General features: G+C 72.8%; 20 protein-coding genes. 7 read left to right on the top strand and 13 right to left on the bottom strand.

The genetic code is table 11. From position 1 onward, the window contains the following. Window positions 1–283: 283 nt before the first annotated feature. From ACZ4W9_RS30365 to ACZ4W9_RS30355, 3 genes are all read right to left on the bottom strand, one after another. Window positions 284–1552, bottom strand: a complete 1269-nt coding sequence (locus tag ACZ4W9_RS30365; RefSeq protein ID WP_467941151.1) for a VanZ family protein — start codon at window positions 1550–1552, stop codon at window positions 284–286. Between the two features lie 93 nt (window positions 1553–1645). Beyond that, a complete protein-coding gene (locus ACZ4W9_RS30360; protein ID WP_467941150.1) occupies window positions 1646–2053 on the bottom strand; it encodes a hypothetical protein in 408 nt (135 codons plus the stop codon). Between the two features lie 383 nt (window positions 2054–2436). Continuing rightward, entirely contained in the window at window positions 2437–3891 is a 1455-nt protein-coding gene (locus ACZ4W9_RS30355) for an MFS transporter (RefSeq protein ID WP_467941148.1), read from the bottom strand. Between the two features lie 156 nt (window positions 3892–4047). On the opposite strand from ACZ4W9_RS30355, the gene dusB reads away from it, so the two are divergent. Beyond that, on the top strand, window positions 4048–5181 hold the full coding sequence (dusB, locus tag ACZ4W9_RS30350; protein WP_467941146.1) for a tRNA dihydrouridine synthase DusB: 1134 nt from the start codon (window positions 4048–4050) through the stop codon (window positions 5179–5181). A 107-nt stretch (window positions 5182–5288) separates the two neighbouring features. On the opposite strand, the gene ACZ4W9_RS30345 is transcribed toward dusB, so the two are convergent. Next, a complete protein-coding gene (locus ACZ4W9_RS30345) occupies window positions 5289–7226 on the bottom strand; it encodes an amylo-alpha-1,6-glucosidase (protein ID WP_467941144.1) in 1938 nt (645 codons plus the stop codon). After that, on the bottom strand, window positions 7223–8692 hold the full coding sequence (locus ACZ4W9_RS30340; RefSeq protein ID WP_467941143.1) for an amylo-alpha-1,6-glucosidase: 1470 nt from the start codon (window positions 8690–8692) through the stop codon (window positions 7223–7225). The genes ACZ4W9_RS30345 and ACZ4W9_RS30340 overlap by 4 nt, the downstream gene beginning before the upstream one ends. Window positions 8693–8812: 120 nt before the next feature. Here ACZ4W9_RS30340 and ACZ4W9_RS30335 point away from each other — a divergent pair, with 120 nt between their 5' ends. Together ACZ4W9_RS30335 and ppdK are read left to right on the top strand one after the other, a co-directional pair. Next, window positions 8813–10042 carry an ROK family protein gene (locus ACZ4W9_RS30335; protein WP_467941142.1) on the top strand — a complete coding sequence of 410 codons (1230 nt, stop codon included), beginning with the start codon at window positions 8813–8815 and terminating at the stop codon, window positions 10040–10042. A gap of 477 nt (window positions 10043–10519) precedes the next feature. Next, window positions 10520–13240 (top strand): pyruvate, phosphate dikinase, encoded by a 2721-nt coding sequence (ppdK, locus tag ACZ4W9_RS30330; RefSeq protein ID WP_467941140.1) that lies wholly within the window; start codon window positions 10520–10522, stop codon window positions 13238–13240. A gap of 157 nt (window positions 13241–13397) precedes the next feature. Here the strand turns inward: ppdK and ACZ4W9_RS30325 are convergent, their stop codons facing one another. Further along, window positions 13398–13838 (bottom strand): excalibur calcium-binding domain-containing protein, encoded by a 441-nt coding sequence (locus ACZ4W9_RS30325; protein ID WP_467941139.1) that lies wholly within the window; start codon window positions 13836–13838, stop codon window positions 13398–13400. Between the two features lie 205 nt (window positions 13839–14043). Then, entirely contained in the window at window positions 14044–14622 is a 579-nt protein-coding gene (locus tag ACZ4W9_RS30320; RefSeq protein WP_467941137.1) for a DUF4232 domain-containing protein, read from the bottom strand. A gap of 215 nt (window positions 14623–14837) precedes the next feature. On the opposite strand from ACZ4W9_RS30320, the gene ACZ4W9_RS30315 reads away from it, so the two are divergent. Genes ACZ4W9_RS30315 through ACZ4W9_RS30305 form a run of 3 tightly spaced genes read left to right on the top strand, consistent with a single transcriptional unit; the run spans window position 14838 to window position 17804 of the window. Then, window positions 14838–16079: an ABC transporter substrate-binding protein gene (locus ACZ4W9_RS30315; protein ID WP_467941234.1), complete on the top strand. Its 1242-nt coding sequence runs from the start codon at window positions 14838–14840 to the stop codon at window positions 16077–16079. Continuing rightward, complete coding sequence (locus ACZ4W9_RS30310; protein WP_467941136.1) at window positions 16076–16978, top strand: carbohydrate ABC transporter permease; 903 nt, start codon at window positions 16076–16078, stop codon at window positions 16976–16978. Before ACZ4W9_RS30315 ends, ACZ4W9_RS30310 begins: the two co-directional genes overlap by 4 nt. Beyond that, window positions 16971–17804: a carbohydrate ABC transporter permease gene (locus ACZ4W9_RS30305; RefSeq protein ID WP_467941135.1), complete on the top strand. Its 834-nt coding sequence runs from the start codon at window positions 16971–16973 to the stop codon at window positions 17802–17804. The genes ACZ4W9_RS30310 and ACZ4W9_RS30305 overlap by 8 nt, the downstream gene beginning before the upstream one ends. A 109-nt stretch (window positions 17805–17913) precedes the next feature. On the opposite strand, the gene nirD is transcribed toward ACZ4W9_RS30305, so the two are convergent. From nirD to ACZ4W9_RS30285, 4 genes are all read right to left on the bottom strand, one after another. After that, complete coding sequence (nirD, locus tag ACZ4W9_RS30300; RefSeq protein WP_467941133.1) at window positions 17914–18273, bottom strand: nitrite reductase small subunit NirD; 360 nt, start codon at window positions 18271–18273, stop codon at window positions 17914–17916. Further along, window positions 18270–20879, bottom strand: coding sequence for a nitrite reductase large subunit NirB (gene nirB, locus ACZ4W9_RS30295; RefSeq protein ID WP_467941132.1), 2610 nt, complete (start codon window positions 20877–20879; stop codon window positions 18270–18272). Before nirB ends, nirD begins: the two co-directional genes overlap by 4 nt. Further along, on the bottom strand, window positions 20879–22093 hold the full coding sequence (locus tag ACZ4W9_RS30290) for an NAD(P)/FAD-dependent oxidoreductase (RefSeq protein ID WP_467941131.1): 1215 nt from the start codon (window positions 22091–22093) through the stop codon (window positions 20879–20881). The genes nirB and ACZ4W9_RS30290 overlap by 1 nt, the downstream gene beginning before the upstream one ends. 116 nt (window positions 22094–22209) lie before the next feature. Next, the gene (locus ACZ4W9_RS30285) at window positions 22210–23097 is read right to left on the bottom strand and encodes an NAD(P)-dependent oxidoreductase (RefSeq protein ID WP_467941129.1); all 888 of its coding nucleotides are present in this window, start codon (window positions 23095–23097) and stop codon (window positions 22210–22212) included. Window positions 23098–23195: 98 nt separating this feature from the next. On the opposite strand from ACZ4W9_RS30285, the gene ACZ4W9_RS30280 reads away from it, so the two are divergent. Next, window positions 23196–23540 (top strand): winged helix-turn-helix transcriptional regulator, encoded by a 345-nt coding sequence (locus tag ACZ4W9_RS30280; RefSeq protein ID WP_467941127.1) that lies wholly within the window; start codon window positions 23196–23198, stop codon window positions 23538–23540. Window positions 23541–23550: 10 nt separating this feature from the next. Here the strand turns inward: ACZ4W9_RS30280 and ACZ4W9_RS30275 are convergent, their stop codons facing one another. Together ACZ4W9_RS30275 and ACZ4W9_RS30270 are read right to left on the bottom strand one after the other, a co-directional pair. After that, the gene (locus ACZ4W9_RS30275) at window positions 23551–24231 is read right to left on the bottom strand and encodes a class F sortase (protein WP_467941125.1); all 681 of its coding nucleotides are present in this window, start codon (window positions 24229–24231) and stop codon (window positions 23551–23553) included. Between the two features lie 154 nt (window positions 24232–24385). Continuing rightward, entirely contained in the window at window positions 24386–24922 is a 537-nt protein-coding gene (locus tag ACZ4W9_RS30270; RefSeq protein WP_467941124.1) for a hypothetical protein, read from the bottom strand. Between the last annotated feature and the right edge of the window lie 372 nt (window positions 24923–25294).

Raw genomic sequence — 25294 nt, 5'->3', positions numbered from 1 at the left:
CAAGGTGCCCCGCCAACTGGAGGGCGTAAGCGGGCGATCCGGTCACCCGGGTGTTCACTCACCATGCCGACCAAGCTACCGCCGGGAAGCCCGCGCCATCCGGGCGTCGGCCGGGAAGCCTCCGGCCAGGCGTTCGCAATTCTCGGCCGTCCGCTTGCTCGCTTGCTTCCTGGAAGTCGGTGGTTGGCGGGAAGCTGAAGACCTGTTGTCGGAGATCATGCCCGCGGTAGGTGAAACCGCGTCGGCTCGCACGCTGCGATCGCGGCGCTCGCGATCCGAACCGCTAGCGGACCAGGGTGTCTTGGGAGATCCGCCGGCCGGTGGCGGCATCGATGAACACGTCACCGTTCTCGACACCCATCATCCACACGGGGCGCCAGCCCTGGCCCTTGACCTTCTGGGCCAGGAGTACCGCGCCTCGGGCGGTGTGACCCGTGTACGTGCGGGCGAGCCGCGCTGCCTCGTCCTTCGAAACGGTGCTTTCGGGCAGCTCGGGATCCTTCATCGCGCGGGCGGTGAAGTTCATGATGCGCCCACTTGAGGTGACCGTGACGTTCAGCCGCATAGGCATCATCAGTCCCTTGCGGTACCGACGGTATGTGAACATGTAGACCGCGCTCTTACCTGATCCGCTGACATGGACGGTTCGTTCGGCGCCGAGCGCCTCGGCAGGGAACCATCGGCGGACGAAACGGGTCGAGACCTCTTCGGTCTGGGTTTGATCGAGGGGGCCGGCCTCGGCTCTGTTGTCCGTGAAGGCGGCTTCCTCCAATTTCCTCTCGGGCCACCATCCGGTGATCTCACCCCGGCTGGTTTTTGCCGTCACCAGTCCACCGTGCTTCGCGACAATGGTCTGCTCGATCTTCGCCCCCTTTCCGAAGACATACGCGGCGGCCTCGGTGATCCATGCGTCCGCACCCTCGACGGCCCGCTGGGCAGCCGCGAATCCCGGTCGCTGTGTCAGGGGGATGTAAGGAGTGACGGAGGAGTGGAAGGCGGCGATCAAGGCGGCAGAGCCCGCGACGGCGAGAGTCGCTCCCCAGAGCGCATCCCGCCTCGCCCTGCTCGTGGCCCGCCCCGTACGCCGGCACCATACGGATCCCGCCGCCACTCCGATCAGCGCCCCGGTCGTGTTGGCGACGATGTCCGTCACACTGCACGAGCGGCCCATGCCCCCCTCCGCCTGGACGAGTTCGATGAGTCCGCTCCCCACTGACGTGACCGCGAGGGTGGTCAGGGGGCGCCGGAAGACGAGAGCGGCGAAGAAGGAGGCCGGGACGAACAGGGCGACGTTCAGCAGCGCGCTGGAAGAGGTCAGCTGCGGAAACGGTGAACTCAGATCGCATGCTGCTCCGTCGCCTACAGATCCTCCGTCTGCAGGCAGCAATGTCACGGCGAGGATGCCGGCGCAGCAGACGGCCAGGAGTACGCGCACCGTGATCGGTTTCCGGCGCGCCCGCGCGATCAGAACCGTCGGCACCGCCAAGCAGAGGGCGATCGGAATGAACCAGACGAGCAGCCCAGGAATGGCCTGAACGGACGCGTCGATCACGAGAGCGGCGGTCCTTTCGGAGGGAAATAGGCGCGAGAACGGGGAAGAGGCCCGTTGCGCAGGACTTCTTCCCCGTGTCGCCGAACGGGCGGATCAGCAGAAGGTGACCGGCGGGGTGTAGTACTTACCCGTGGTCGCGTCCATCAGGCCTGTGGCCGAGCAGTCCGGAGCGTACTTGGCTATGGACTGGGCGCCGAAGGAGTGCGAGACGCTCTGCCCTGCGGACACGGCCTTCCGGGTGTCCGTGAAGAGAGCCTCGCTCGTCACCATCATGAGAGTGACGTAAACCTTGCTGCCGGCACTCTTTTCGTACTTGGTGGCGCCGTAGAAGACACTGGAGTTACCGCTGACGACGGAGCCGTTGCGCGCCTCGAAGTACAGCTTGCCGTTGGACAGCTTGGTGCTGGTGGTGCCTCCGGTGCCGGCAACGGCCGCCGTGGTGGCCCCGAATATCAGCGCCGTGGACAGGGTGGCGATGGTCAGGAAGCGGCTGGTGGCCATGGTGAATCCCTTTGCTCGGGCCCCTTGTCTGATGGGCCAGGGTCTCGCCGGGAAAGCAGCGTAGTCCATTGCCGGTGCCAGTCCGTGAATCCCGGGTAATTCCAAGCCATTCACGAAGAGATGTAATAACTATGATGTGATGAGTTAGTGGAAAAGGTCGACCGGTTTTCCTTTTCGCCGGCCGGCGTGACGGTCCGGGTCACGGGCGGCACGACACGCGCCCCCCGGTCGAGAACGACGACCGGTTCACCCGCACGGTGATGGTCCCCGACGGCGAGTTCCGGGTCACCGCGAGCGCGGTGCCGAAGGCCGGTGGCGGAAGCACCTTCGAGCGGTACCGCGTCCACGCGACCGAGGTCACCGCCTGGCGGTGACCGCCCGGGTCAGGCCCCCTCCGGCGCCGTCCGCGCGACCGGGCGTATCTCCGCCGTGTCCAGGCTCGCCGCCGTCCGCTCGGCCGTGCGGCGGGCCCAGCGGCCGCTGGTCAGCAGGCCGAGGACCAGGACCGCCAGGCCGCAGCCGGTGAGGATCCACCAGCCGGGGCGGGCCGCCGTGACGAACGCCTCGCGGTACGGCGACGCGCCGATGCCGGAAGCGAGGGCCGCGCCGACCACCGCGACGCCGAGCGTCGAGCCCAGCTGCCGGCTGGTGGAGGCGACGGCGGCGGCGACCCCGGCCTGCGCGCGCGGCATGCCCGACACGGCCGTGTTGGTGATCGGCGCGTTCACGAAGCCGAAGCCGATGCCGAACAGGGCGTAGCCGAGCAGCAGGGTCGCGTTCGCCGTCTCCGCCTCGAACGCGGCGAACAGGACCCCGCTCGCGGTCATCGCCGCACCCGCCACCAGCAGGGAGATCCGGGGGCCGCGGCTGCCGACCAGACGGCCGGACAGCGGGGCGCACAGGAACGTCGGCACGGCCATCGGCAGCATCCACAGGCCCGCGTGCAGGGCGTCGAGGCCGCGCACGTTCTGCAGGTACAGGGTGGACAGGAACAGGAAGCCGCCCAGGGACGCGAACGCGCTGATCGCGATCACGGTGGCGCCGCTGAACGGGGCCGAGCGGAAGAAGCGCACGTCGATCAGGGGTTCGGCGCGCCGGGGCTCGTACCAGAGGAGGGCCAGCAGGGCGGCCACGGCGACCGCGGCGAAGGGGAGGACCCGGCCGGTGCCGGACTCCGGTGCCTCGATGATCGCGTACGTCAGCGCGCCGAACAGGGCGATCACCAGCAACTGGCCGACCGGGTCGGGGCGGCGGGCGCGGGGCGCGCGGGACTCGGGGACGAAGCGCAGGGTCAGCAGGAGGGCCGCCAGGCCGACCGGGAGGTTGACCCAGAAGATGGCACGCCAGCTCACCGACTGCACCAGCAGCCCGCCGACCAGCGGGCCGGCCGCCATGGAGATGCCGACGACCGCGCCCCACACACCGATCGCGCGGGCGCGCTCGCGGGGGTCGGTGAAGGTGTTGGTGATGATCGACATGGCGACCGGGTTGAGCATCGAGCCGCCCACCGCCTGGACCATGCGGAAGACGACCAGGAGTTCCAGGTTCGGGGCGAGGGAGCAGAGCACCGACCCCGCGGTGAACACCACCAGGCCCACCATGAAGACGCGCTTGCGGCCGATCCGGTCGGCCGTGGAGCCGGCGAGCATCAGCAGCGAGGCCAGGACGAGCGTGTAGGCGTCGATCGTCCACTGCAGACCGGAGGTGGTGGCGTCCAGGTCGCGCTGCATCGCGGGCAGCGCCACGTTCAGCGCGGTGGTGTCCAGGCTCACGATCAGCAGGCTCATGCAGCAGATCGCGAGCACGAGCATGCGACGGCGATGGCTCAACTCGGGCATGACCGTCATCGTACGCCGATTTCGATAGTGCGTCTAACTAATGACCCATGCACGGGGTGCCGGACGGTTCTCCCGGCCGCCGGACGAGCGTCCCGCCGGGTGAGGGACAATGGAGTCTTGCCCCTGTCGCCGTAGATCCGTCCCGGAGCCCTGACGATGACCCAGCCTCTGTCCATCGGACCGCACGCCGTGACGCCGCCCGTCGTGCTCGCACCCATGGCGGGGATCACCAACGCGCCCTTCCGCACGCTGTGCCGGGAGTTCTCGGGCGGCAAGGGACTCTTCGTCAGCGAGATGATCACCACCCGGGCGCTGGTCGAGCGCAACGAGAAGACCATGCAGCTGATCAGGTTCGACGCGAGCGAGCGGCCGCGCTCGATCCAGCTGTACGGCGTCGACCCCGCGACCGTCGGCAAGGCCGTCCGCATGATCGCGGAGGAGGACCTCGCCGACCACATCGACCTGAACTTCGGCTGCCCGGTGCCGAAGGTGACGCGCAAGGGCGGCGGCTCCGCGCTGCCGTACAAGCGGAACCTGCTGCGGGCCATCCTGCGCGAGGCGGTCTCCGGCGCCGGCGACCTGCCGGTGACCATGAAGATGCGCAAGGGCATCGACGACGACCACGTCACCTACCTCGACGCCGGCCGCATCGCCGTCGAGGAGGGGGTGACCGCCATCGCGCTGCACGGCCGTACCGCCGCCCAGCACTACGGCGGCACCGCCGACTGGGAGGCCATCGCCCGGCTGAAGGAGCACGTGCCGGAGATCCCGGTGCTCGGCAACGGCGACATCTGGTCGGCCGAGGACGCGCTGCGGATGGTGCGGGAGACCGGCTGCGACGGGGTCGTGGTCGGCCGGGGGTGCCTGGGCCGGCCGTGGCTGTTCGCCGACCTGGTGGCCGGGTTCGAGGGGCGTACGGAGGACTTCGTACGGCCCACCCTGCGGGAGGTCGCCGACGTCATGGTGCGCCACGCCACCCTGCTCGGGGAGTGGAGCGGCGACGAGTCCAAGGGCGTGGTGGACTTCCGCAAGCACGTCGCCTGGTACCTGAAGGGCTTCGCGGTCGGCTCCGAGATGCGCAAGCGGCTCGCGATCACCTCGTCGCTCGGGGAGCTGCGGGCCGGGCTGGACGAGCTGGACCTCGACCAGCCGTGGCCGGCCGGGGCGGAGGGGCCGCGCGGGCGTACGTCCGGCAACAACCGGGTGGTGCTGCCGGACGGGTGGCTGAAGGACCCGTACGACTGCTCGGGCGTCGGTGAGGACGCGGAGCTGGACACGTCCGGGGGCTGACCGGCGCCGGGCCGGCCGCCCCGGACTCGGCCACGACTACTGACGCGGGCCCCTCGGTTCGGCCCGCGGCGGACCGCCGTTCACCGGGGGCGCGGGACTTCGTGCGCTCAGGCGCCCCCCACCGCGGTCAACAGGGCGAGCGGTGCCGCGGCGGAACGGGACTCGCGGCCGCAGGCGTGCGGGTACGGGACCGGCTCGCCGTGGGTGTCGCGTCCGTATCCGGCCCAGGCCTCCGGCAGCCGGTACCCCGTCGCCGCCGCCGCGTCGACCAGCGCGTGGGCCACCGTGCGGGCCTCGTCGTGCAGGCCGTACCGCGCGAGGCCCAGCGTGATCAGCGCGTTGTCGTGGGGCCAGACCGAACCGCGGTGGTAGGACAGCGGATGGTAGGCCGCCTGCCCGGAGGCCACCGTGCGCACGCCCCAGCCGGAGAAGAAGTCCGGCTCCAGCAGCCGCCGGCCGACCACCTCGCCGTACTCCTTGTCCAGCAGCCCCGACCACAGCAGATGCCCGGCGTCGGAGGCGAGCGCGTCGATGCGGCGGCCCTGCCCGTCCAGCGCCAGCGCGGGGAACGACTGCTCCCGCATCCAGAAGTCCCGCTGGAACCGGTCCCGCAGATCGGCCGCCGCCTGCTCCAGCAGCGCCGCGTACGTCTCGTCGCCCCACACCCCGCGCGCCACCGACGCCGTGCGGCGCAGCGCGTCGTACGCGTAGCCCTGCGCGCCCGCCGCCATCACCGCGCCGGTGGGCCGGGTGCCGTCGGCGCAGCAGATCGCGCCGGGGGAGTCCTTCCAGTTCTGGTTGGCGAGGCCGCCCTCGTCGGCGCGGTAGACGAGATAGCCGCGCGAGGTGAGTCCGCCGTGGTCGAGCATCCAGCCGACGGCGGCCCGCGCGTGCGGCTCCAGCCGGCGGGCCAGGGCCGTGTCGCCGGTCTGCTCGACATACGCGCCGAGCAGGACCAGGAACAGCGGGGTGGCGTCCACCGAGCCGTAGTAGCGGCCGAACGGCACCTGCCCGAAGTGGGCCAGCTCCCCGTGCCGCACCTCGTGCACGATCTTGCCGGGCTGGGCCACCGGGGAGTCGCCGGCGCCGGTCGCCTGGGTGGCGGCCAGGGCGAGCAGGGTGGCGGCGGCCGGCCCGGGGCGGTAGGGCAGGGTGAACAGGGAGGTCAGCAGCGCGTCCCGGCCCAGCAGGGTGAGGAACCAGGGCGCGCCGGCCGCCGGGACGCGCAGTTCCTCGCCGTCCGGTCCGCCGGCCGGCACCTGGAGCGCGGCGAGGTCGGCGAGGCCCCGGACACAGGCCGCGGCCAGCTCCGGCCAGTCGGCCGGGAAGGCCACGCCCTGGGTGAACTCCTCCTCCCTCGCGCGTAAGTGACGGCGGACGGCGGCCGGGTCGCGGGGCACGCGCAGGGCCCGCCGCTCGCCGTGCGGACGGGCGATCACCCGCAGCAGCAGCTCGGTCGTGCCGTACGGCGCGAGGTCGAGGACCCACACCAGGCGGCGGGCGCCGGTGCCGGTCTCCTCCACGGCGTCCGGGGCGGGGTCGGCCGTGATCGTCGTGCAGGACCGCCAGTCGCCCCGGCGGTAGGCGAACTCGATGCCGTCGGACAGGACATGACGCGAGCGTACGGCGCCCGACTTGACGTAGGTGCGGTGGTCGGAGCGGAGTTCGAACTGGTCGGTGAAGTCGGCGTCGACGGTGAGCGCGAGCCGGACGGTGGTGGGCACCGGGCGGTTGCCGGTGACCCGCAGCGACTCCACGAACGAGCTGTCGCCGACGGCCTGTTCGCGGAAGACGGTGTGGGCCGGCGGTTCCTGCCGGCCGCCGCGCGGGACCAGCACGCAGCGGGTCTCGTCCCCGTCCGTCACCGGGCTGAGCACCTCGGGCACCGCCCCGTCGACGGTGAGCTGCCAGCGGCTGAGGTGCCGGGCGTCCCGGACGAACAACCCGTCCGGGGAGCCGGCGCCGCGTACCCCGCTGATGTCGCCGCGGTCGCCCACGGCGGCGAAGGTGGCGCCGTGCACGAGCAGATGATGCCGGTCCGTCATCCCCGGTCCCCTCCCTTGTCCTTGCTGGCGAACGTGCCGGTGCCGAGCCGGGACACGCCCCTTTGAGGGCTCTTGTCCGGCCCTTGACTCTCGTGCGGTACGGGCTCGCGGTGGTACAGGTCCAGCGCGAGCGCCGCCGTCCAGCTGAAGCCGGTCGCCCCGCAGGGCTCGCCGGTGTACGGGTCGACGTACTCGGCGAAGCCGGTGGCGCCGGCCAGCTCCAGGAACGCCGCGCGCAGGGCGTCGGCCACCGCCGTCTCGCCGTGCGTCCGCAGCCCGCGCTCCAGCAGCCAGCCGGTGTTGAACCAGGCCGGGCCGCGCCAGTACCGGTGCGGGTCGAAGGCCTCCCCGAGCAGGTCGTAGCTCGGCACCAGCCGGGTGCGGTCGCCGAGCGAGAAGTGCGGTCCGCGCAGGGTGCCCACCAGCGCGGCGGCCACGGCGCGGGGCAGGCCGGGCACGAGCAGCGGGACGAGCCCGGAGACCGAGCGCTCGGGCCGCGGTCCGCCGCCGCCCCGCAGGTCCCGGCACAGGAACATCCCGGCGGCCGGCTCCCACAGCCGCTCCACCAGGGCCGCCGTCAGCCGCTCGGCGCGCTCCCGGCGGGCGGCGCCGGTCGCGCCCAGCTCCTCGGCGATCCTCGCGAGGGCGTGCTCGGAGGCGATCAGCAGGGCGTTGAACGCCGGGTCCTCCACGGCGAACTCCCCGCCCCCGTCGGCGTATCCACCGTCCCGGTAGTCGGCGGCCAGCCGTACGTACCTGCCGTAGTCCAGGTCCGTCGGCCGGTCCTCCGCCGCGCCGTGGTCGAGGTCGGCGCGGCGGAAGGAGCGGGCCGGGGCCGGGGTGATCCGGGCCAGCGGGGCGTCCCAGCAGGGGCTGTTGTCCATGCCCTGCTCCCACGGGTGCACCACGGACACCAGCCCGGCGCCGCCGAGGTCCCGCCGGTGCAGCAGATACCGGTGCCAGGCGGCCAGCCTCGGATAGAGCCGGGCCAGGAAGGAGCGGGCGCGGGACAGGGCGGGGTCGGCGCGGTGCACCAGCCAGGCGGCGAGCGCGTGCACCGGTGGCTGCACGATGCCGGAGGTCTGTACGGTGCGCGGGGCGCCCGCGGCGCGCCCGGCGGTGGAGGAGCGCCAGAAGTCGGGGCTCGGGAAGTAGGCGTCGAGCGGGACGGAGGGGTTGAAGACGATGTGCGGGACGCGCCCGTCGGCCCACTGCGCGGCCAGCAGCGTCTCCAGCTCCGTCTGGGCCCGCGCCGGCGAGACGTGCCGTAATCCGATGGCGATGAACGCCGAGTCCCAGGACCACTGGTGCGGGTACAGCTTCCGCGACGGGACCGTCGAGGCGCCCGTCCAGTTGGCCTCCAGCACCCGGGCGGCCCTGACGTGCGGGAACGCCGGCGCGGTCGGTGGATCGTATGCGATCTCGTATGGGAAGGGACGGCTGCTGACCTGGGCGGTGCGATCCACTCGGGGCTCCCCGAAGACGTTCGGCCGGCCCGGTTCGGCTGCGGCCACCGTAGGGTTACGTCTATTTAACACGCAAAACTCAATATGTAATGCAAGCTGGAGAAACACAAGGGGGTGCGCATGACCGGACGTCCGGGAAGGGCCGGCAGGAGCGGCAGGAGCGGAGGCCAGGCGGGAGCCGGCGATCTGCTCGCCCTCGTGCGCAACGGCCGGGCCGTGACGCGTGGGGCGCTCCAGCAGGCGACCGGGCTGTCCCGGGCCACCGTGGGCCAGCGCCTGGACCGGCTGTTCCGGGCGGGCTGGCTGCGCGAGGGCGCGGGCGGCCCGGTCGACTCGCCGCTCGGCGGACGCCCCTCCATCACGCTGGAGTTCGACGACTCCCACGCCGTGGTCCTCGCCGCCGACCTGGACACCCGGCACGCCCGCGCGGCCGTGCTCTCGCTGACCGGCGAGATCCTGGCGGAGCACGCCGGCACGCTGGTGGTGGAGGAGGGCCCGGAGGCGGTTCTCGGTGAACTGGGCGGATGGTTCCGGGAGTTGCTCGTCAAGGCCGGGCACCCGGCCGAGGAGGTGTGCGGGATCGGGCTCGCGGTGCCGGGCCCGGTGGACAGCGAGACCGGCCGGGTGGTGCAGCCGCCGATCATGCCGGGCTGGGACGGGTACGACATCCGGAGCCGGATGTCCCGCGTCTTCACCGAGCGCACCGGGGCGCCCGCGGTGCCGGTGCTGGTCGACAACGACGCCAACCTGATGGCCTACGGCGAGCAGCGCACCGGCTACCCCGGCTGCACGGCCTTCGTGCTGGTCAAGGTGTCCACCGGCATCGGCGCCGGGGTGGTGGTGGACGGCTCGGTCTACCGGGGCGTGGACGGCGGCGCGGGCGACATCGGGCACATCCGGGTCGGCGCCGACGCCCTGTGCCGGTGCGGTTCGCGGGGCTGCCTCGCGGCGGTCGCCAGCGGCGGCGCGGTGGCCCGGCGGCTGGCGGCGACCGGGGTGCCGGCCGCCTCCGGCTCGGATGTGCGGGACCTGCTGGCGGCGGGGCACCCGGAGGCCGCGGCGCTGGCGCGGGAGGCCGGGCGCCGGGTCGGGGACGTGCTGGCGACGGTGGTGACCCTGCTGAACCCGGGCGTGCTGATGATCGCGGGCGACCTGGCCGGGACGCCCTTCCTGACCGGTGTGCGCGAGCTGCTCTACCAGCGGGCGCTGCCCCGCTCCACGGCCCACCTGGACGTGGTCACCTCCCGGCTCGGCGACCGGGCGGGGCTGGTCGGGGCCGGGGCCATGGTGGTGGAGCACCTGTACGCGCCGGAGCGGGTGGAGGAGCGGCTCGCGGCGATGGGGGTGTGAGGGGCAGCGATGGGGGTGAGGGGAGGCCGGGACGGGGGTGTGTGACGGGGGGCGTGTGACGGCGGCGTTTCCGCTTCCGACTGGTGTCCGAGGCATCGTCCGCATGGTGGAATCCGGCGGCCTGTGGCAGCGTGATTCTCGCCACCCTTGATACAGGTAGCGCTCAGATGAGCGGATCTTGCGCGACTGCACTTCTCCAAGGAGTGGCACTGGGTGCCACCCCTTGATCGTTCAGCGATCGAAATCAGTCGTGTCGGTGGATGCTCATGTGAGCGGAAAACCGCGCCTATGGGCGCTGTTGCGTTCAAGAAGTGAAAACATAAACCCGGCCAGGCTTGCCAAGCTTTGACTTTCGATCCGCTGGCGGACGGGTGGTTACAGGCGCATGACGCGCAAGTAGACGTACCCAACCACCTTCGATCTGGGTATGTTCCTCGCCGTCAGGGCAGCCACCGTGGCCTCAAGGAGTCGAGACCCGTGTCGGAAAACAAAGAACCCCACGCGCCGAAGTTCGTTTACGACTTCACCGAGGGCAACAAGGACCTCAAGGACCTTCTCGGTGGCAAGGGTGCCAATCTCGCCGAGATGACCAACCTCGGTCTGCCGGTCCCTCCCGGCTTCACCATCACCACGGAGGCCTGCAAGGTCTACCTGGACAGTGGCGAGGAACCGGCGGCACTGCGTGACGAGGTCAGCGCGCACCTGGACGCCCTGGAACAGAAGATGGGCAAGAAGCTGGGCCAGGCGGACGACCCGCTGCTGGTCTCGGTCCGCTCCGGCGCCAAGTTCTCCATGCCCGGCATGATGGACACCGTCCTGAACATCGGCCTGTCGGACGCGTCCGTGCAGGGCCTGGCCGCCCAGGCCGGCGACGAGCGGTTCGCCTGGGACTCCTACCGCCGCCTCATCCAGATGTTCGGCAAGACCGTCCTCGGCGTCGACGGCGACCTCTTCGAGGAGGCCCTCGACAAGGCCAAGGCCGCCAAGAAGGTCACGGTCGACACCGACCTGGAGGCCGCGGACCTGAAGAAGCTGGTCACCACCTTCAAGAAGATCGTCAAGAAGGAGGCCGGCCGGGAGTTCCCGCAGGACCCGCGCGAGCAGATGGACCTCGCGATCAAGGCGGTCTTCGACTCCTGGAACGGCGACCGCGCCAAGCTGTACCGCCGCCAGGAGCGCATCCCGCACGACCTGGGCACCGCCGTCAACGTCTGCTCGATGGTCTTCGGCAACCTCGGCCCCGACTCCGGCACGGGCGTCGCCTTCACCCGCGACCCCGCCTCCGGCCACCAGGGCGTCTACGGCGACTACCTGCAGAACGCACAGGGCGAGGACGTGGTCGCGGGCATCCGCAACACCGTCCCGCTCGCCGAGCTGGAGCGGATCGACAAGGCGTCGTACGACCGGCTCATGCGGATCATGGAGACCCTGGAGAACCACTACAAGGATCTCTGCGACATCGAGTTCACCATCGAGCGCGGCCAGCTCTGGATGCTCCAGACCCGCGTCGGCAAGCGCACGGCGGGCGCGGCCTTCCGGATCGCCACCCAGCTGGTGGACCAGGGGCTGATCGACGAGACGGAGGCGCTCCAGCGCGTCACCGGCGCCCAGCTCGCCCAGCTGATGTTCCCGCGCTTCGACGAGGACGCGAAGGTCGAGCAGGTCGCCCGGGGCATCGCGGCCTCGCCGGGCGCGGCGGTCGGCAAGGCGGTCTTCGACTCGTACACGGCCGTCAAGTGGTCCCGCTCGGGCGAGAAGGTCATCCTGGTCCGCCGCGAGACCAACCCGGACGACCTGGACGGCATGATCGCGGCCGAGGGCATCCTGACCAGCCGCGGCGGCAAGACCTCCCACGCGGCCGTGGTCGCCCGCGGCATGGGCAAGACCTGTGTGTGCGGCGCGGAGGAGCTGGAGGTCGACACCAAGCGGCGCCGGATGACGGTCCCCGGCGGGCACGTCGTCGAGGAGGGTGACGTCATCTCCATCGACGGCTCCACGGGCAAGGTCTACCTGGGCGAGGTCCCGGTCGTCCCGTCCCCGGTCGTGGAGTACTTCGAGGGCCGGATGCACCCGGGCGCCGACGACGCCGACGAGCTGGTGGAGGCCGTGCACCGCATGATGGCCTTCGCCGACCGCAAGCGCCGGCTGCGGGTACGGGCCAACGCCGACAACGCCGAGGACGCGCTGCGCGCCCGTCGCTTCGGCGCCCAGGGCATCGGCCTGTGCCGCACCGAGCACATGTTCCTCGGCGACCGCCGCGAGCTGGTCGAACGCCTCATCCTCGCCGACACCGAGGAGGAGCGCGAGGCGTCCCTGAAGGGCCTGCTGCCGCTCCAGAAGCAGGACTTCGTGGAACTCTTCGAGGCGATGGACGGCCTGCCGGTGACGATCCGGCTGCTGGACCCGCCGCTGCACGAGTTCCTCCCCGACATCACGGAGCTGTCGGTCCGGGTGGCCCTCGCGGAGTCCCGGCAGGAGCCGCACGAGAACGAACTGCGCCTGCTCCAGGCGGTGCACCGGCTGCACGAGCAGAACCCGATGCTGGGTCTGCGCGGCGTACGCCTCGGCCTGGTCATCCCCGGCCTGTTCACCATGCAGGTCCGCGCGATCGCGGAGGCGGCGGCCGAGCGCAAGGCGGCCAAGGGCGACCCGCGCGCGGAGATCATGATCCCGCTCGTCGGCACGGTCCAGGAGCTGGAGATCGTCCGCGAGGAGGCGGACCAGGTCATCGCCGAGGTCGAGGCGGCGACGGGGACGAGGCTCAAGCTGGCCATCGGCACGATGATCGAACTCCCGCGCGCCGCCCTGACGGCGGGCCAGATCGCCGAGGCGGCGGAGTTCTTCTCCTTCGGCACGAACGACCTGACGCAGACGGTGTGGGGCTTCAGCCGCGACGACGTGGAGGCCTCCTTCTTCACGGCGTATCTGGAGAAGGGCATCTTCGGCGTCAGCCCGTTCGAGACGATCGACAAGGACGGCGTGGGCTCCCTGGTGAAGGCGGCGGCGGAAGCCGGCCGGCGCACCCGCCCCGACCTCAAGCTGGGCGTCTGCGGCGAGCACGGCGGTGACCCGGAGTCGGTCCACTTCTTCCACGAGGCGGGCCTGGACTACGTCTCCTGCTCCCCGTTCCGCATCCCGGTCGCCCGCCTGGAGGCGGGCCGCGCGGCCACCCAGTCGGCGGGCAGCGACCACCGCTGACCCACCCCAGGCCCCGGAGCCGTCGCCGGTCCCCGACCCTCACCGATCGACGACGGCCCCGGCGCACGAAAGAGAGGGGGCGGCACCCCAGTGCGGGGGGTGCCGCCCCTTCGCGCGTTCCTCCCGCTCAGCCGCCCACGGCAGCCGGTCGGCTCGGTTACTCGCAGGCCACCCCGTCGCCGTCCCGGTCGAGGTGGGAGTCGTAGCCCGGGTCGCCCGTGCGCAGGGGGGTGACGCCGGCGGCGCGGGCCGCGGTGCAGTTGGCGTAGTAGACGCTGCCGGACGTGTCGGCGTCGTCGGCTTCGCCGGCCGAGGTGTCGCCGGCGGCGGCCGGCTGTGCCGTGACCGTCCTGGTGACCTTGACGGTACGGGTCTCGGTCACGGTGGGAGCGGGCTCCGGGGCCGCGGTGGGCGTGGCCGTCGCCGTCTCGGTGGCCGTGGTCGTCACGGTCACGGCCGGGAGGGGCTTTGCGGCGGCCGGCTTCGCGTCGGACGCGGGGTCCTCGCCCGCGGCGCCTATGCCCACGCCGAGGAAGAGGGCGAGGGCGAGGGCGGGGAGCACGTAGCGCTTCCGGGCCCACCGGGGGCCGCGTGGCATGGGTGGCGGGGTGTACGGGTTCGTCATGGGTGCCCCCCTCGGGCGACGCGCGTGCTCCGGGCGGTGGCACGTGTCGACCACCGTAGTCGCGCCGCGCCGGGGGTGAAGGGAGGTGATGGTTTCGTGATGAAGCAAGGGAGGGGCGGTGGGGCGGGGGCCGCCGCCCGGTGAGCGGCGCCGGCCCTCGACCCGGTTCCTCAGCCGGTCAGAACGTGCCGTCCACGTTCACCGGCCCCGTCTGGAAGACCCCCGAGCAGGTCTTCCACGGTGCCGGGATCAGGATGGCCGTGCGGGAGGCCGGCGGGTAGACCCGCAGATAGGTGCCGGTGCGTTCGCAGGGTCCGCCCACCGGGCCGTTGGCCGTGCGCAGCACCGCCGTGGCGGAGTGGCCGGGGGAGAGGGCGACCGTGCCGTGGCTCCGGCCGCTGTGCCCCGCCGCCGGGCCGATCCGGTGGTGGGCGCCGTCCAGGACGCTCACACCCGGGTAGCCGCGCAGGGCGCACTTGGTGGTGCTCGTGTTGGTGAACCGGACCGGCCAGTACAGGGATCCGGCCGCGCCCTCCTTCGCGCCCATGGACAGATACAGGTCGCTCACCGCACAGGTCCGTATGGCGGTCGTGGTCCGGGCCGCCGCCGGTGTCGCGCTCCAGGCGGCCCCGGCGGCCGTGACACCCAGCAGCGCGGCGGCCAGCGCGGTCACCGGGCCGCGCCCGCGCAGGGTCCGGGAGAGTCCCGCACGGTGCGGACCGGGGTCGGGGGTCGTCGGATTCGGCTTCTGATACATGGCACATCCTCCTTCTTCGGGGCGAAGGGGTGCATGAAGGTCACTGTGTTGGATGCGCCCCGGAGCGGAAAAGTTGTGCACCGGTACCGGGACACGGGATACGGGTGCCCACCGGACGGCGAACGCCGACACACGGCCGCAACGTGTCTTTCGTAATCGCCGCGCATGGTTGATCGTTGGGCCGTGCATCGATGACGGACGTCAGGGGGCACACGATGACGATCAGCCGCAGGACACTGCTGGCCGCGGGCGCGGGCGCCGGACTGCTCACGGCGTGCGGATCGAACACCGGGCGCGGGGGCGGCGGCTCCGGGCCCCGGCTTTCCCAGTGGTACCACCAGTACGGCGAGACGGGCACCGAACGGGCCGTCCAGCGCTACGCCGCCGCCTTCGAGAAGGCCGAGGTCTCGGTGCAGTGGCGGCCGGGCGACTACGACCAGCAGACCGCCGCCGCCCTGCTCACCGACTCCGGGCCCGACGTCTTCGAGGTCAACGGGCCCACCCTCGACCAGATCCGGGGCGGCCAGGTCCTCGACCTCACCGACCTGCTGGCGGGGGTGAAGGACGACTTCAACCCGGCCGTCCTCGCCCCGAAGACCCACGAGGGGAGGATCTACGGCATCCCCCAGGTCATCGACACCCAGCTGCTCTACTACCGCAAGAGCCTGCTGCGCGACGCCGGCGTGGAGCCGCCCACCACCCTGGACGCCCTGGTCGAGGCCGCCCGGAAACTCACCGACGGCAAGACCAAGGGCCTCTTCCTCGGCAACGACGGAGGCGCCGGGGTACTGGGCGGAACACCCTTGTACGCGGCCGGATTCCCCCTCGTCACCGACGACGGACGGGTCGGCTTCGACGACCCCGCCGCCGCCCGCACCCTCGGCAAGCTGCACCGGCTCTACGCCGACGAGTCCCTGCTCCTCGGCGCGCCCGCCGACTGGTCCGACCCCTCCGCCTTCCTCCAGGGGCTCACCGCGATGCAGTGGTCCGGACTGTGGGCGCTGCCCCGGGTGCGCGAGGAACTCGGGGACGACTTCGGGGTGCTGCCCTTCCCGGCGGACGGCACCCGCGGCCGGCCCGCCGTGCCCGTGGGGGCCTACGGCGCCGCCGTCAGCGCCCGCAGCCGGCACAAGGAACTGGCCAAGGAGTACGTGCGGTGGCTCTGGGTCCGGCGCACGGACTACCAGAAGGACTTCGCGCTCTCCTACGGCTTCCACATCCCCGCCCGGCGCTCCCTCGCCGCCGAGGCCGCCGCGCTGCGCGAGGGCCCGGCCGCCGACGCCGTACGGTTCACCACCGACCACGGCTACGCCGAGCCGCTGCTGTGGACCCCGGCCGGCCGGACCGCCTACCAGGACGCGCTCAGCCGGATCGTCAAGGGCGGGGCGGACCCGGAGCGTGAACTGCGGGCCGTCGTGCGGAAGGTGACGGAGGAGATCGACAGGGTGCGCACGTGAGGCGCGGCAGAACCCTGTGGTTCTGGGTGTTCGTCGGGCCGTTCGCGCTCGGGCTCGCGCTGTTCACCTACGTGCCGCTGCTGTGGAGCGTGGCCCTGAGCCTGTTCGACGCGCACAACACCGTCACGCCCACGCGCTTCACCGGGCTGGACAACTACACGGCCATGCTGCGGGACGCGGCGTTCCGCGACAGCCTGAGGACCTTCCTCCTCTTCACCGCCTTCATCGTGCCCGTCACCTACGGGTTCTCCCTGGCCCTCGCCCTGATGGTCAACCGGGTGCGCCGGGCGCGGGCGTTCTTCCGGTCGGTGTTCTTCCTGCCGGCCGCGTGCAGCTATGTGGTGGCCGCGCTGATCTGGAAGATGTCGATCTTCAGTGGGGTGCGGTTCGGGCTGGCGAACACCGTGCTGGGCTGGTTCGGCGGGGACTCCGTCGCCTGGCTGTCCACCACCGACCCGCCCTGGTACTGGCTGGTCATCGTGACCGTACGGCTGTGGCTGCAGGCCGGGTTCTACATGATCCTGTTCCTCGCCGGGCTCCAGCGGATCGACCCGGCGCTGTACGAGGCGGCGGCCGTGGACGGGGCCCGCCCCGGCTGGACGGTGCTGCGGCACATCACCCTGCCCCAGCTGCGGGGCACCTCGGTCGCGGTGGTGCTGCTGCTCGTCGTGGGCGCCTTCCAGGCCTTCGACGAGTTCTACAACCTGCTGTCCGACGCCCGGGGCTACCCGCCGTACGCCCGGCCGCCGCTGGTCTACCTCTACTACACCGCGCTCGGCCAGGGGCAGGACCTGGGCCTCGGCAGCGCGGGCGCGGTGATCCTCGCGCTGGTCATCGCGGTCGTCACGGTGGCACAGGGGCGCTGGCTGCGGCTGGGAAGGACGGACGGCGATGGATGACGCCCTGGTGCGGGCCGGGCGGGCGCTGCGGCTGGCGCTGCTGATCGCGCTCGCGCTGCTCTTCCTGGTCCCCTTCTACCTGCTGGTGCGCAACGGGCTGGCCGACGAGCGGGACATCACCTCCCCGGAGTGGACCTTCTTCCCCGCCGAGGTGAGATGGGGCAACGTCCGGGAACTGTTCGAGGACCCGTCGGTCCCGTTCGCCCGGTCGCTGCTCAACTCCGCGCTGATCGCGGTCGCCACCACCCTCGGCACCCTGCTGCTCGCCTCCCTGGCCGGCTACGGCCTGGCCCGCATCCCCTACCGGCACGCGCACAAGGTGTTCTACGGCATCCTGGGCACCCTGCTGGTCCCGGCGGCCGTCACCTTCGTGCCCAGCTTCGTGCTGGTGTCGTCGCTGGGCTGGATCTCGACACTGCGCGGACTGATCGTGCCGACCCTGTTCTCCGCGTTCGCCTGCTTCGTCTTCCGGCAGTACTTCCTCGGCTTCCCCCGGGAGCTGGAGGACGCGGCCCAGGTGGACGGGCTCGGGTACTGGCGGACGTACTGGCGGATCGTCGTCCCCAACAGCCGGCCGGTGTTCGCGGCCGTGGGGACGATCGTGTTCCTCGGCGCGTGGAACTCCTTCCTGTGGCCGCTGGTGATCGGGCAGGACCGGAGCGCCTGGACGGTGCAGGTGGCCCTGTCCTCGTTCACCACCGCGCAGGTCGTCCGGCTGCACGAGCTGTTCGTCGCGGCGGCCGTGTCGATCCTGCCGCTGCTGCTGGTGTTCCTGTGCTTCCAGCGGTGGATCGTGGCCGGGGTGGAGCGCTCCGGGATCGACTGACCGGCGGGGCGGACCCGCTCGGGCCGGGGAGCCGTCGCCGGCCACCGGGGCCGCGTCGACCGGGCCGGGGCCGACGGCGTCGACGCGCACGCCGTCGGCGGCCCGGGCGTCAGGACGGCCGGCGGGTGCGCACCTCGTACACCGGGATCCGCACCGTCTCGTCGTCCAGGCAGACGCCGCTGATCAGGTCGAAGCGCTGCTTGAGCAGCGGGGACGCCACGAAGGGGCGGCCCTGGTGGGTGCCGGTCAGGCCGCGGGAGAGGACGGCCGCCCCGGTGAACGGATCGCGGTTGTCCACGGCGTACAGCCGGCCGGCGCGGTCCCGGAAGAGGGCCGCCTGGCGGCCGTCGGGCAGCAGGGCGGCCACCCCGCGGCCGGGGACCAGTGTGCTCAGGTCGCAGACCGTGAACCAGTCGTCCGCCAGCTGGAGCTGCACCTTCAGATCGGTCGTCTCAACTGCCAGGGTCATCGCTGGGCGCTTCCTTCCAGGACGTCGTCGGCGGGCCGCAGCCCGATGTTCAGCAGCGGCAGGTCGGGCTTGATCTGGTCGCGCTCGGGGACGAAGGAGACCACCGGGTCGGGGGTGTCCGGCGCGTTCACGAAGGACACGAACCGGGCCAGCTTCTCGGGGTCGCCCACGGTCTCGGCCCACTCGTCCCGGTAGTGCGCCACGTGCTCGCGCATCAGCCGCTCCAGCTCGTCGCAGATGCCGAGCGAGTCGTGCACCACCACGTCCCGTACGTGGTCCAGGCCGCCGGGGATGCGCTCCAGCCAGGTGGAGGTGCGCTCCAGCCGGTCGGCGGTGCGGATGTAGAACATCAGGAACCGGTCGATCAGCCGCACCAGTTCGGCGTCCGACAGGTCCTGGGCGAGCAGGTCGGCGTGGCGCGGGGTGGCGCCGCCGTTGCCGCCGACGTACAGGTTCCAGCCGTTCGCGGTGGCGATCACCCCGAAGTCCTTCGACTGGGCCTCCGCGCACTCGCGCTGGCAGCCGGAGACCGCCGACTTCAGCTTGTGCGGGGACCTCAGGCCCCGGTAGCGCAGCTCCAGGTCGATCGCCATCCGGACCGAGTCCTGCACGCCGTAGCGGCACCAGGTGGAGCCCACGCAGGACTTCACCGTGCGCAGCGCCTTGCCGTAGGCGTGCCCCGACTCGAAGCCGGCGTCCACCAGCCGGGCCCAGATCAGCGGCAGCTGCTCCACCCGGGCGCCGAACATGTCGATCCGCTGACCACCGGTGATCTTCGTGTAGAGGCCGAAGTCCCGGGCGATCTCGCCGATCACGATCAGCTTCTCGGGCGCGATCTCCCCGCCGGGGATGCGCGGCACCACCGAGTACGAGCCGTTCTTCTGGAGGTTGGCGAGGAAGTGGTCGTTGGTGTCCTGGAGCGCGGCCTGCTCGCCGTCCAGGACGTAGCCGCTCGCGCCGATGGCGGGGGCGAGGGAGGCGATGATCGAGCCGACCGCCGGCTTGCACACCTCGCAGCCCTCCCCGCCCCGGGCGCCCTCGCGGCCGTGACGGTCCAGCAGCTCCTGGTACGACGTGATGCGCAGCGCGAGGACGATCTCGTACAGCTCCTCGCGGGTCTGGGAGAAGCAGCCGCACAGCCCCTTGTCGACCTCGACGCCGGACGCCTCCAGTTCGGCGGTGACCAGCTGGCCCAGCACCTTCACGCAACTGCCGCAGCCGGTGCCGGCCTTGGTGCACTTCTTCACCTCGGGCACGGTCACGCAGTCGTGCTCGGTGACCGCGCCGCGGATCGTGCCCTTGCTGACGTTGTGGCAGGAGCAGATGATCGCGTCGTCCGGCAGGGCGGAGGGCCCCAGTTGTGGGCCCGAGCCGGCTCCGGCGGGCAGGACGAGCGACTCGGGGGAGATCGGCGGCACCGAGCCGGTGAGCGCGCGCAGCGTGCCGTACGCCTCCGCGTCGCCGACCAGGATGCCGCCGAGCAGGGTGCCGTCCGCGCCGATGACCAGCTTCTTGTACAGGCCGGCGCGCGAGTCGGAGTAGACGACGTCGAGGCAGTCCTCGGTGGTGCCGTGCGCGTCGCCGAAGGAGGCGACGTCCACGCCGAGCAGCTTCAGCTTGGTGGACAGGTCGGCGCCGGTGAAGGACGCCTCGTCGGCGGCGATGGTCGCGGCGGCCGTCTCGGCCTGCTCGTAGCCCGGTGCCACCAGGCCGTACACCCGGCCGTCGGCGGCCAGCGCGCACTCGCCGATGGCGAAGACGTGCGGGTCGGACACGGTCCGGCACCGCTCGTCCACCGCGATGCCGCCGCGCTCGCCGACCGTCAGCCCCGCGTCCCGGGCCAGCTGGTCGCGGGGGCGGACACCGGCGCTGAACACCACCATGTCGGCGGCGAGTTCGGAGCCGTCGGACAGCTTCATGCCGGTGACGGCCCCCTCGGAGTCCGTCACGATCTCCTGGGTGCCCACGCCGGTGTGGACCGTCAGGCCCATCCGCTCGATGGTCCGCAGCAGGGCCGCGCCGCCGCCCTCGTCCACCTGCACCGGCATCAGGCGCGGCGCGAACTCCACGATGTGCGCGTTCAGTCCGAGCCCCTTGAGCGCGCCGGCGGCCTCCAGGCCGAGCAGCCCGCCGCCGACCACGGCACCGGTCCTCGCCCGGGACTTCGCGTACTCCTCGATGGCGAGCAGGTCCTCGATGGTCCGGTAGACGAAGCAGCCGGTGGCGTCCTTGTTCGGCACCGGCGGCACGAACGGGTAGGAACCGGTGGCCAGGACGAGGACGTCGTAGTCCACGACCAGGCCCGAGCGGGCGGTCACCTTCCGCGCCGCGCGGTCGACCGTCAGGGCCGGGTCGCCGACGTGCAGCTCGATGCCGTGGTCCTTGATGAACTCCATGTCGGTCAGGGAGAGGTCCTCGGGGGTCTTCCCCGAGAAGTACGAGGTGAGCTGCACGCGGTCGTACGCCGGGCGCGGCTCCTCGCACAGCACGACCACGCGGTGCGTGGCGGTCAGGCCGCGCTCGGCCAGTGCCTCCAGGAAGCGCTGGCCGACCATGCCGTGGCCGACGAGCACGATCGTGGGGGTGGCCCCCGGGGTGGCGGTCATCAGGAGCCTCCATCGTTGGTGAGCAGGTGCAGCAGGGGCCCGTCGTCGGGGAGCGGCTCCGCTCCCTCCCAGGCGCGCGCGAGCGCGCCGACGGTCCCGAGTTCGCCGACGAGAACTCCGCCGACCAGGCGGTCGTCGCGGACGACGACCTTGCGGTAGGTGCCCCGGGTGGCGTCGGCGAGCCGCACGACGTCGTCGCCGGGGCGCGCCTCGGTCTCGCCGAACGCGGCGAGGTCGAAGGGGGAGCCGGGGCCGGTCAGGGTCAGCCGGGTCAGGGAACGGGTCCCGCGGTAGCGGGCGGCGGTGTCGCCCGCGAGCAGTTCGGCGAGCGCGTCGGCCTGTTCGAGGGCCGGCTCGGCGAGGCCGTAGACCGTGCCGCCGTGCTGGGCGCAGTCGCCGATGGCGTGGATGAGCGGGTCGGAGGTGCGCAGCTCGTCGTCCACGAGGACGCCCTTGCCGACGGCGAGACCGGCCCGCTCGGCGAGCGTGGTACGGGGCCGGACCCCGCAGGCGAGGACCACGAGGTCGGCGTCGAGGGCGTAGCCGTCGGCCAGCTCCACCGAGCGGACCGCGCCGGCCACGCAGCGCACGTCCCGCGCCCGGCACTCGGTGTGCACCTCCACACCCAGGTCGGTGAGGTGGCGCAGCACCAGCCGGGAGGCGTCCGGGTCGAGCTGGCGCTCCATCAGCCGCTCGGCCTGTTGGGCGAGGACCACCTGGGCGCCGCGCACGGCCAGCGCGCGGGCCGCGGAGACGCCGAGCAGGCCGCCGCCGATGACGACCGCGCGCACCCCCGGCCGGACCGCCTCGGCCAGGCCCAGGCAGTCGTCGAGGGTGCGGAAGGCGTGGACGCCCTCGGGGAGCCGGCGGTCGGGCGGGAACAGGCCCCGCAGCGGGGGCAGCACCGGGTTGGAGCCGGTGGCCAGGACCAGCGTGTCGTAGGCGATCGACATGCCGTCGGCGCAGGAGACGGTGCGGGCGGCCCGGTCGATGCCGGTGACGCGGGTGCGCAGCAGGCCGGCGGGCGGCGGGAGGGTGATCACCTCCGGGCCGTACCGGCCGGCTAGCACCTCGGCGAGAAGCACCCGGTTGTACGGCGCGTGCTCCTCGTCGCCGACGAGCAGCGCGGGCGTGCCCAGCTCACCGAGCCGCCGGGCGAGCCGTACGCCCGCGAGGCCGGCGCCGATCACCACCACACGCGTATTCGAGGTCATGTCCCCGAGCGTGCGGCCCGGACGTTACCCGGTGGCATCACCTCTGTTTCCCGGGAGGAACGCTGCCCTCAGCGGGACGGGGCGGGGGGTGTGAGGGGGCGGGGGCGGACCGGGGGTCAGCGGGCGCCCAGCAGCTCCACCAGGCCCGTGGTGTCCTCCGCGCCGTGCCCGTCGGCCAGGCGGCGGTGCATGAGGCCGAAGAAGGGGGTGATCAGTTCCGGGCTCACCCCCTGTTCCTCCGCCGTGCGCAGCAGGGTGCCGGTGCCCGCGACCTGCATCGCGAGGTGGGAGACGACGTCGGACGTGTAGTCGCCGGACGCCAGCCGGCCGGCCATGCCGTGGGCCTGGCCGGCCATCGCGGTCAGCCAGGACACGAGCAGCGGGGCGAACTCCTCGGGGGCCACGTCCGTGTCCCGCAGCAGCGCGAAGGCGTGCGTGATCCCCGCGAACATGCCGTACATGCCGCTCAGCAGCGCCACGTCGTGCAGCGCGGCGAGCCCGGGGTCGGCGCCGACGTACTCGGTGCCGGCCGGGACGGCGAGGGTGCCCCGGTGCTCCTCGAACAGCTCCCGGTCACCGCTGTAGAACACGAAGGCGCCGGGCGCGCCGATCATCGGCGGTACGGCCATGATCCCGCCGTCCAGCAGCCGGGCACCGCGCTGTGCGGCCCAGGCGGCGCGGGCGCGGGCGTCGGCGGGGGTGCCGGTGGTGAGGTTCACCAGGTCCCGGCCGGTCAGGTCGGCACCCTCCAGGGCGGCGCCCACCGAGGCGTCGTCCAGCAGACAGGCCACGACGAGCCGGTTCGCGGCCACCGCCTCCGCCGCGCTGCCGGCGGCCACCGCGCCCTCGGCGGTCAGCGCGGCCGTCCGCCGCGGCGTGCGGTTCCAGACGGTCAGGGAGTGCCCGGCGGCGAGCCAGGCCCGGCCGAGCGCGGTGCCCATGGCGCCGGTGCCGAGCAGGGTGAGGGAGGGACGGGGGCCGGAGGCAGGGGAGTTGTCGTTCATGACGGCTAGGCTTCCCGAGGGAGCCACCGCGCGGAAGTACGTACTTCGGAGTGGGTGGTTACCGGCAGGGAAGCATGCGGGCCGGAAGGGGGAGGACCATGCCGGTGGGACGGCGGCCGGGGGCGTACGTGTGCGGCACGGACGCGGCGATGGACATCATCGACGGCAAGTGGAAGGTGTCGATCCTGTGGGCGCTGGGGGAGGGCACCCGCCGGTTCGGCGAGCTGCGGCGGCTGCTGCCGGGTGTCACGGAGAAGGTGCTCGCCGCGCAGCTGCGCGAGCTGGAGGCCGACGGCATCGTGTACCGCGAGGACTACGCCGAGGTGCCGCCGCGCGTCGAGTACTCGCTGACCGAGATCGGCGGCCGGCTGAACGAGGCGCTGGCGCCGCTGGGGGTGTGGGGGAAGAAGCACGTGCTGGGCGGGGAACCGGCGGTGGGCTGACGGCGCGCGGTCAGCGGCTTCCCGCCAGGTGCGCGAACACCACGACGTTGCCCTGGTAACCGGTGGTCCTCGAGTAGCCGCCGCCGCAGGTGATGACGCGGAGTTCGGGGCGCGGGGCGGCGCCGTACACCTTGTCGTCGGGGAAGTCGCGGGCCGCGTACACCTCCACGGCGTCCACGGTGAACAGCGCCACGGTGCCGTCCCGGCGGTCCACCTCGATCCGGGCGCCGCGCCTGAGCGCGCCGAGGCGGTAGAAGACGGCGGGGCCGTCGGCGTTGTCCACGTGGCCGGCGACGATCGCGGTGCCCGTCTCCCCGGGCGTGGTCCCGGCCTCGTACCAGCCGGCCAGGTTCCGTTCCTTCGCGGGCGGGGCGTCCAGGCTGCCGGAGGGGGTGAGGGCCAGGCCGGTCAGGGGCGCGTCGACACCGATCGCGGGGACGCGGATGCGCAGCGGCGGGGAGGGGGCAAGGGCGGGGGCCGCGCGCCGCTCGCCGCCGGTCTCGGCCCGGCCCTCGGCGGCCGTCGGCTGCGGCGGGGTCCCAGGGCCGGTGCCGCCCAGCAGCCACACGCCCGAACCGAGGGCCACGAGCGTGACGGCGGCTGTGACGGCGTCCCCGGCCCGGGCCCGCCGGCCGCGCCGGACCCGTGGGCCGCCGAGGTGCCCGGCGGTCTTCCCGCCGTTTCGGCGCATGGGAAACCCCTCTCCCGGGGGCGGGCCCCCGGCCAGGTGCCCCGAGGCGCCCTGAGATGCCCCGAGGTGCCCGCCCCCTCCGGGCCGCGAGGGGCGTCGGACCCGGAGGGGGCGGGTTGTGCGGTACCGGTGGACGGACAGCGGAGGGTGTCCGTCAGATCCCGTCGCCTCTCGCCCGGCGATGCAGGAGCCAGGTACCGCCCGCGGCGGCGACGGCCAGTGCCGCCACACCCGCCGTGGTCTGCACGGGGCCGGGGCCCAGTCCGCCGCCGACCCCCGTCTTCACGCTTCCCCGCGGCCGCGCCTGCGCGTGCGCCGCGCCGAGGGCCACCACCAGGTCGCCCGCCGCCTGCCGGTCCCCCTCGGCGCACCGGGCGACGATCTCGTACGTCCCCGGCTGCGCGCTCGGCGGCACCCGGAACCGGCCGGTCGCCTGGCTGTCCTCGGTGCCGGGCGCCAGCGGGAAGGTGCCGGCGCCGAGCGCCCCCGCGTCCCCGGTCCCGGTGCCCGGGGACCCGCACGCGGCCGTGTGCACGGTGACCTGGTCGCCGGGCGTCACGGTGGCCGGCCGGACGTCCAGCCGGCCGGCCGGTACCTCCGCCGCAGGTTCCGTGGCGGCCACGGCGTGGACGGGTGCCGTGGCGGCCACGGCGAGCGCGGTACCGGCCAGGAGACGGGCAGTGCGTCGCATGGTGCTCCCCAGAGCGTTGTCCGACTCGTCCAGGGGTGCGCCCCTGCCCTACCGAGATAAGTGGCTCGGCGGCCGGACCGCCTCCTGAGGGAGCGTCAGGAATGCGGCGAACGGGTGGCGGCCCCGCCACTCGCACGGGTCAGCCCGTGGGACGTTCGGGCAGGTCGCGGGCGGGTGCGGGGCAGCCGGGAGGGGGAGGTGTGAAAAGAACACGAATGGAGCGGTGGGACCGGTGAACGGGTGACGGGACGTCAGTGCGGCCCCCGGTGCGCACACCGGGGGGGGGGGGGGGGGGGGGGGGGGGGGGGGGGGGGGGGGGGGGGGGGGGGGGGGGGGGGGGGGGGGGGGGGGGGGGGGGGGAGGGGGGGGGGG

The organism is Streptomyces sp. NPDC029296 (assembly GCF_055569255.1).
This window is presented reverse-complemented; position numbering and strand designations above follow the sequence as displayed.

Excerpts from the sequence above, each read along its gene's own strand:
- ACZ4W9_RS30325 (WP_467941139.1), bottom strand. The coding sequence starts at position 13,838 with ATGCCACGCGGCCCCCGGTGGGCCCGGAAGCGCTACGTGCTCCCCGCC.
- nirD (WP_467941133.1), bottom strand. The coding sequence starts at position 18,273 with ATGACCCTGGCAGTTGAGACGACCGATCTGAAGGTGCAGCTCCAGCTG.
- ACZ4W9_RS30275 (WP_467941125.1), bottom strand. The coding sequence starts at position 24,231 with ATGCGCCGAAACGGCGGGAAGACCGCCGGGCACCTCGGCGGCCCACGG.
- ACZ4W9_RS30270 (WP_467941124.1), bottom strand. The coding sequence starts at position 24,922 with ATGCGACGCACTGCCCGTCTCCTGGCCGGTACCGCGCTCGCCGTGGCC.
- ACZ4W9_RS30320 (WP_467941137.1), bottom strand. The coding sequence starts at position 14,622 with ATGTATCAGAAGCCGAATCCGACGACCCCCGACCCCGGTCCGCACCGT.
- ACZ4W9_RS30290 (WP_467941131.1), bottom strand. The coding sequence starts at position 22,093 with ATGACCTCGAATACGCGTGTGGTGGTGATCGGCGCCGGCCTCGCGGGC.
- dusB (WP_467941146.1), top strand. The coding sequence starts at position 4,048 with ATGACCCAGCCTCTGTCCATCGGACCGCACGCCGTGACGCCGCCCGTC.
- ACZ4W9_RS30280 (WP_467941127.1), top strand. The coding sequence starts at position 23,196 with ATGCCGGTGGGACGGCGGCCGGGGGCGTACGTGTGCGGCACGGACGCG.
- ACZ4W9_RS30285 (WP_467941129.1), bottom strand. The coding sequence starts at position 23,097 with ATGAACGACAACTCCCCTGCCTCCGGCCCCCGTCCCTCCCTCACCCTG.
- ACZ4W9_RS30305 (WP_467941135.1), top strand. The coding sequence starts at position 16,971 with ATGGATGACGCCCTGGTGCGGGCCGGGCGGGCGCTGCGGCTGGCGCTG.
- ACZ4W9_RS30355 (WP_467941148.1), bottom strand. The coding sequence starts at position 3,891 with ATGCCCGAGTTGAGCCATCGCCGTCGCATGCTCGTGCTCGCGATCTGC.
- ACZ4W9_RS30315 (WP_467941234.1), top strand. The coding sequence starts at position 14,838 with ATGACGATCAGCCGCAGGACACTGCTGGCCGCGGGCGCGGGCGCCGGA.
- ACZ4W9_RS30335 (WP_467941142.1), top strand. The coding sequence starts at position 8,813 with ATGACCGGACGTCCGGGAAGGGCCGGCAGGAGCGGCAGGAGCGGAGGC.
- ACZ4W9_RS30345 (WP_467941144.1), bottom strand. The coding sequence starts at position 7,226 with ATGACGGACCGGCATCATCTGCTCGTGCACGGCGCCACCTTCGCCGCC.
- ACZ4W9_RS30360 (WP_467941150.1), bottom strand. The coding sequence starts at position 2,053 with ATGGCCACCAGCCGCTTCCTGACCATCGCCACCCTGTCCACGGCGCTG.
- nirB (WP_467941132.1), bottom strand. The coding sequence starts at position 20,879 with ATGACCGCCACCCCGGGGGCCACCCCCACGATCGTGCTCGTCGGCCAC.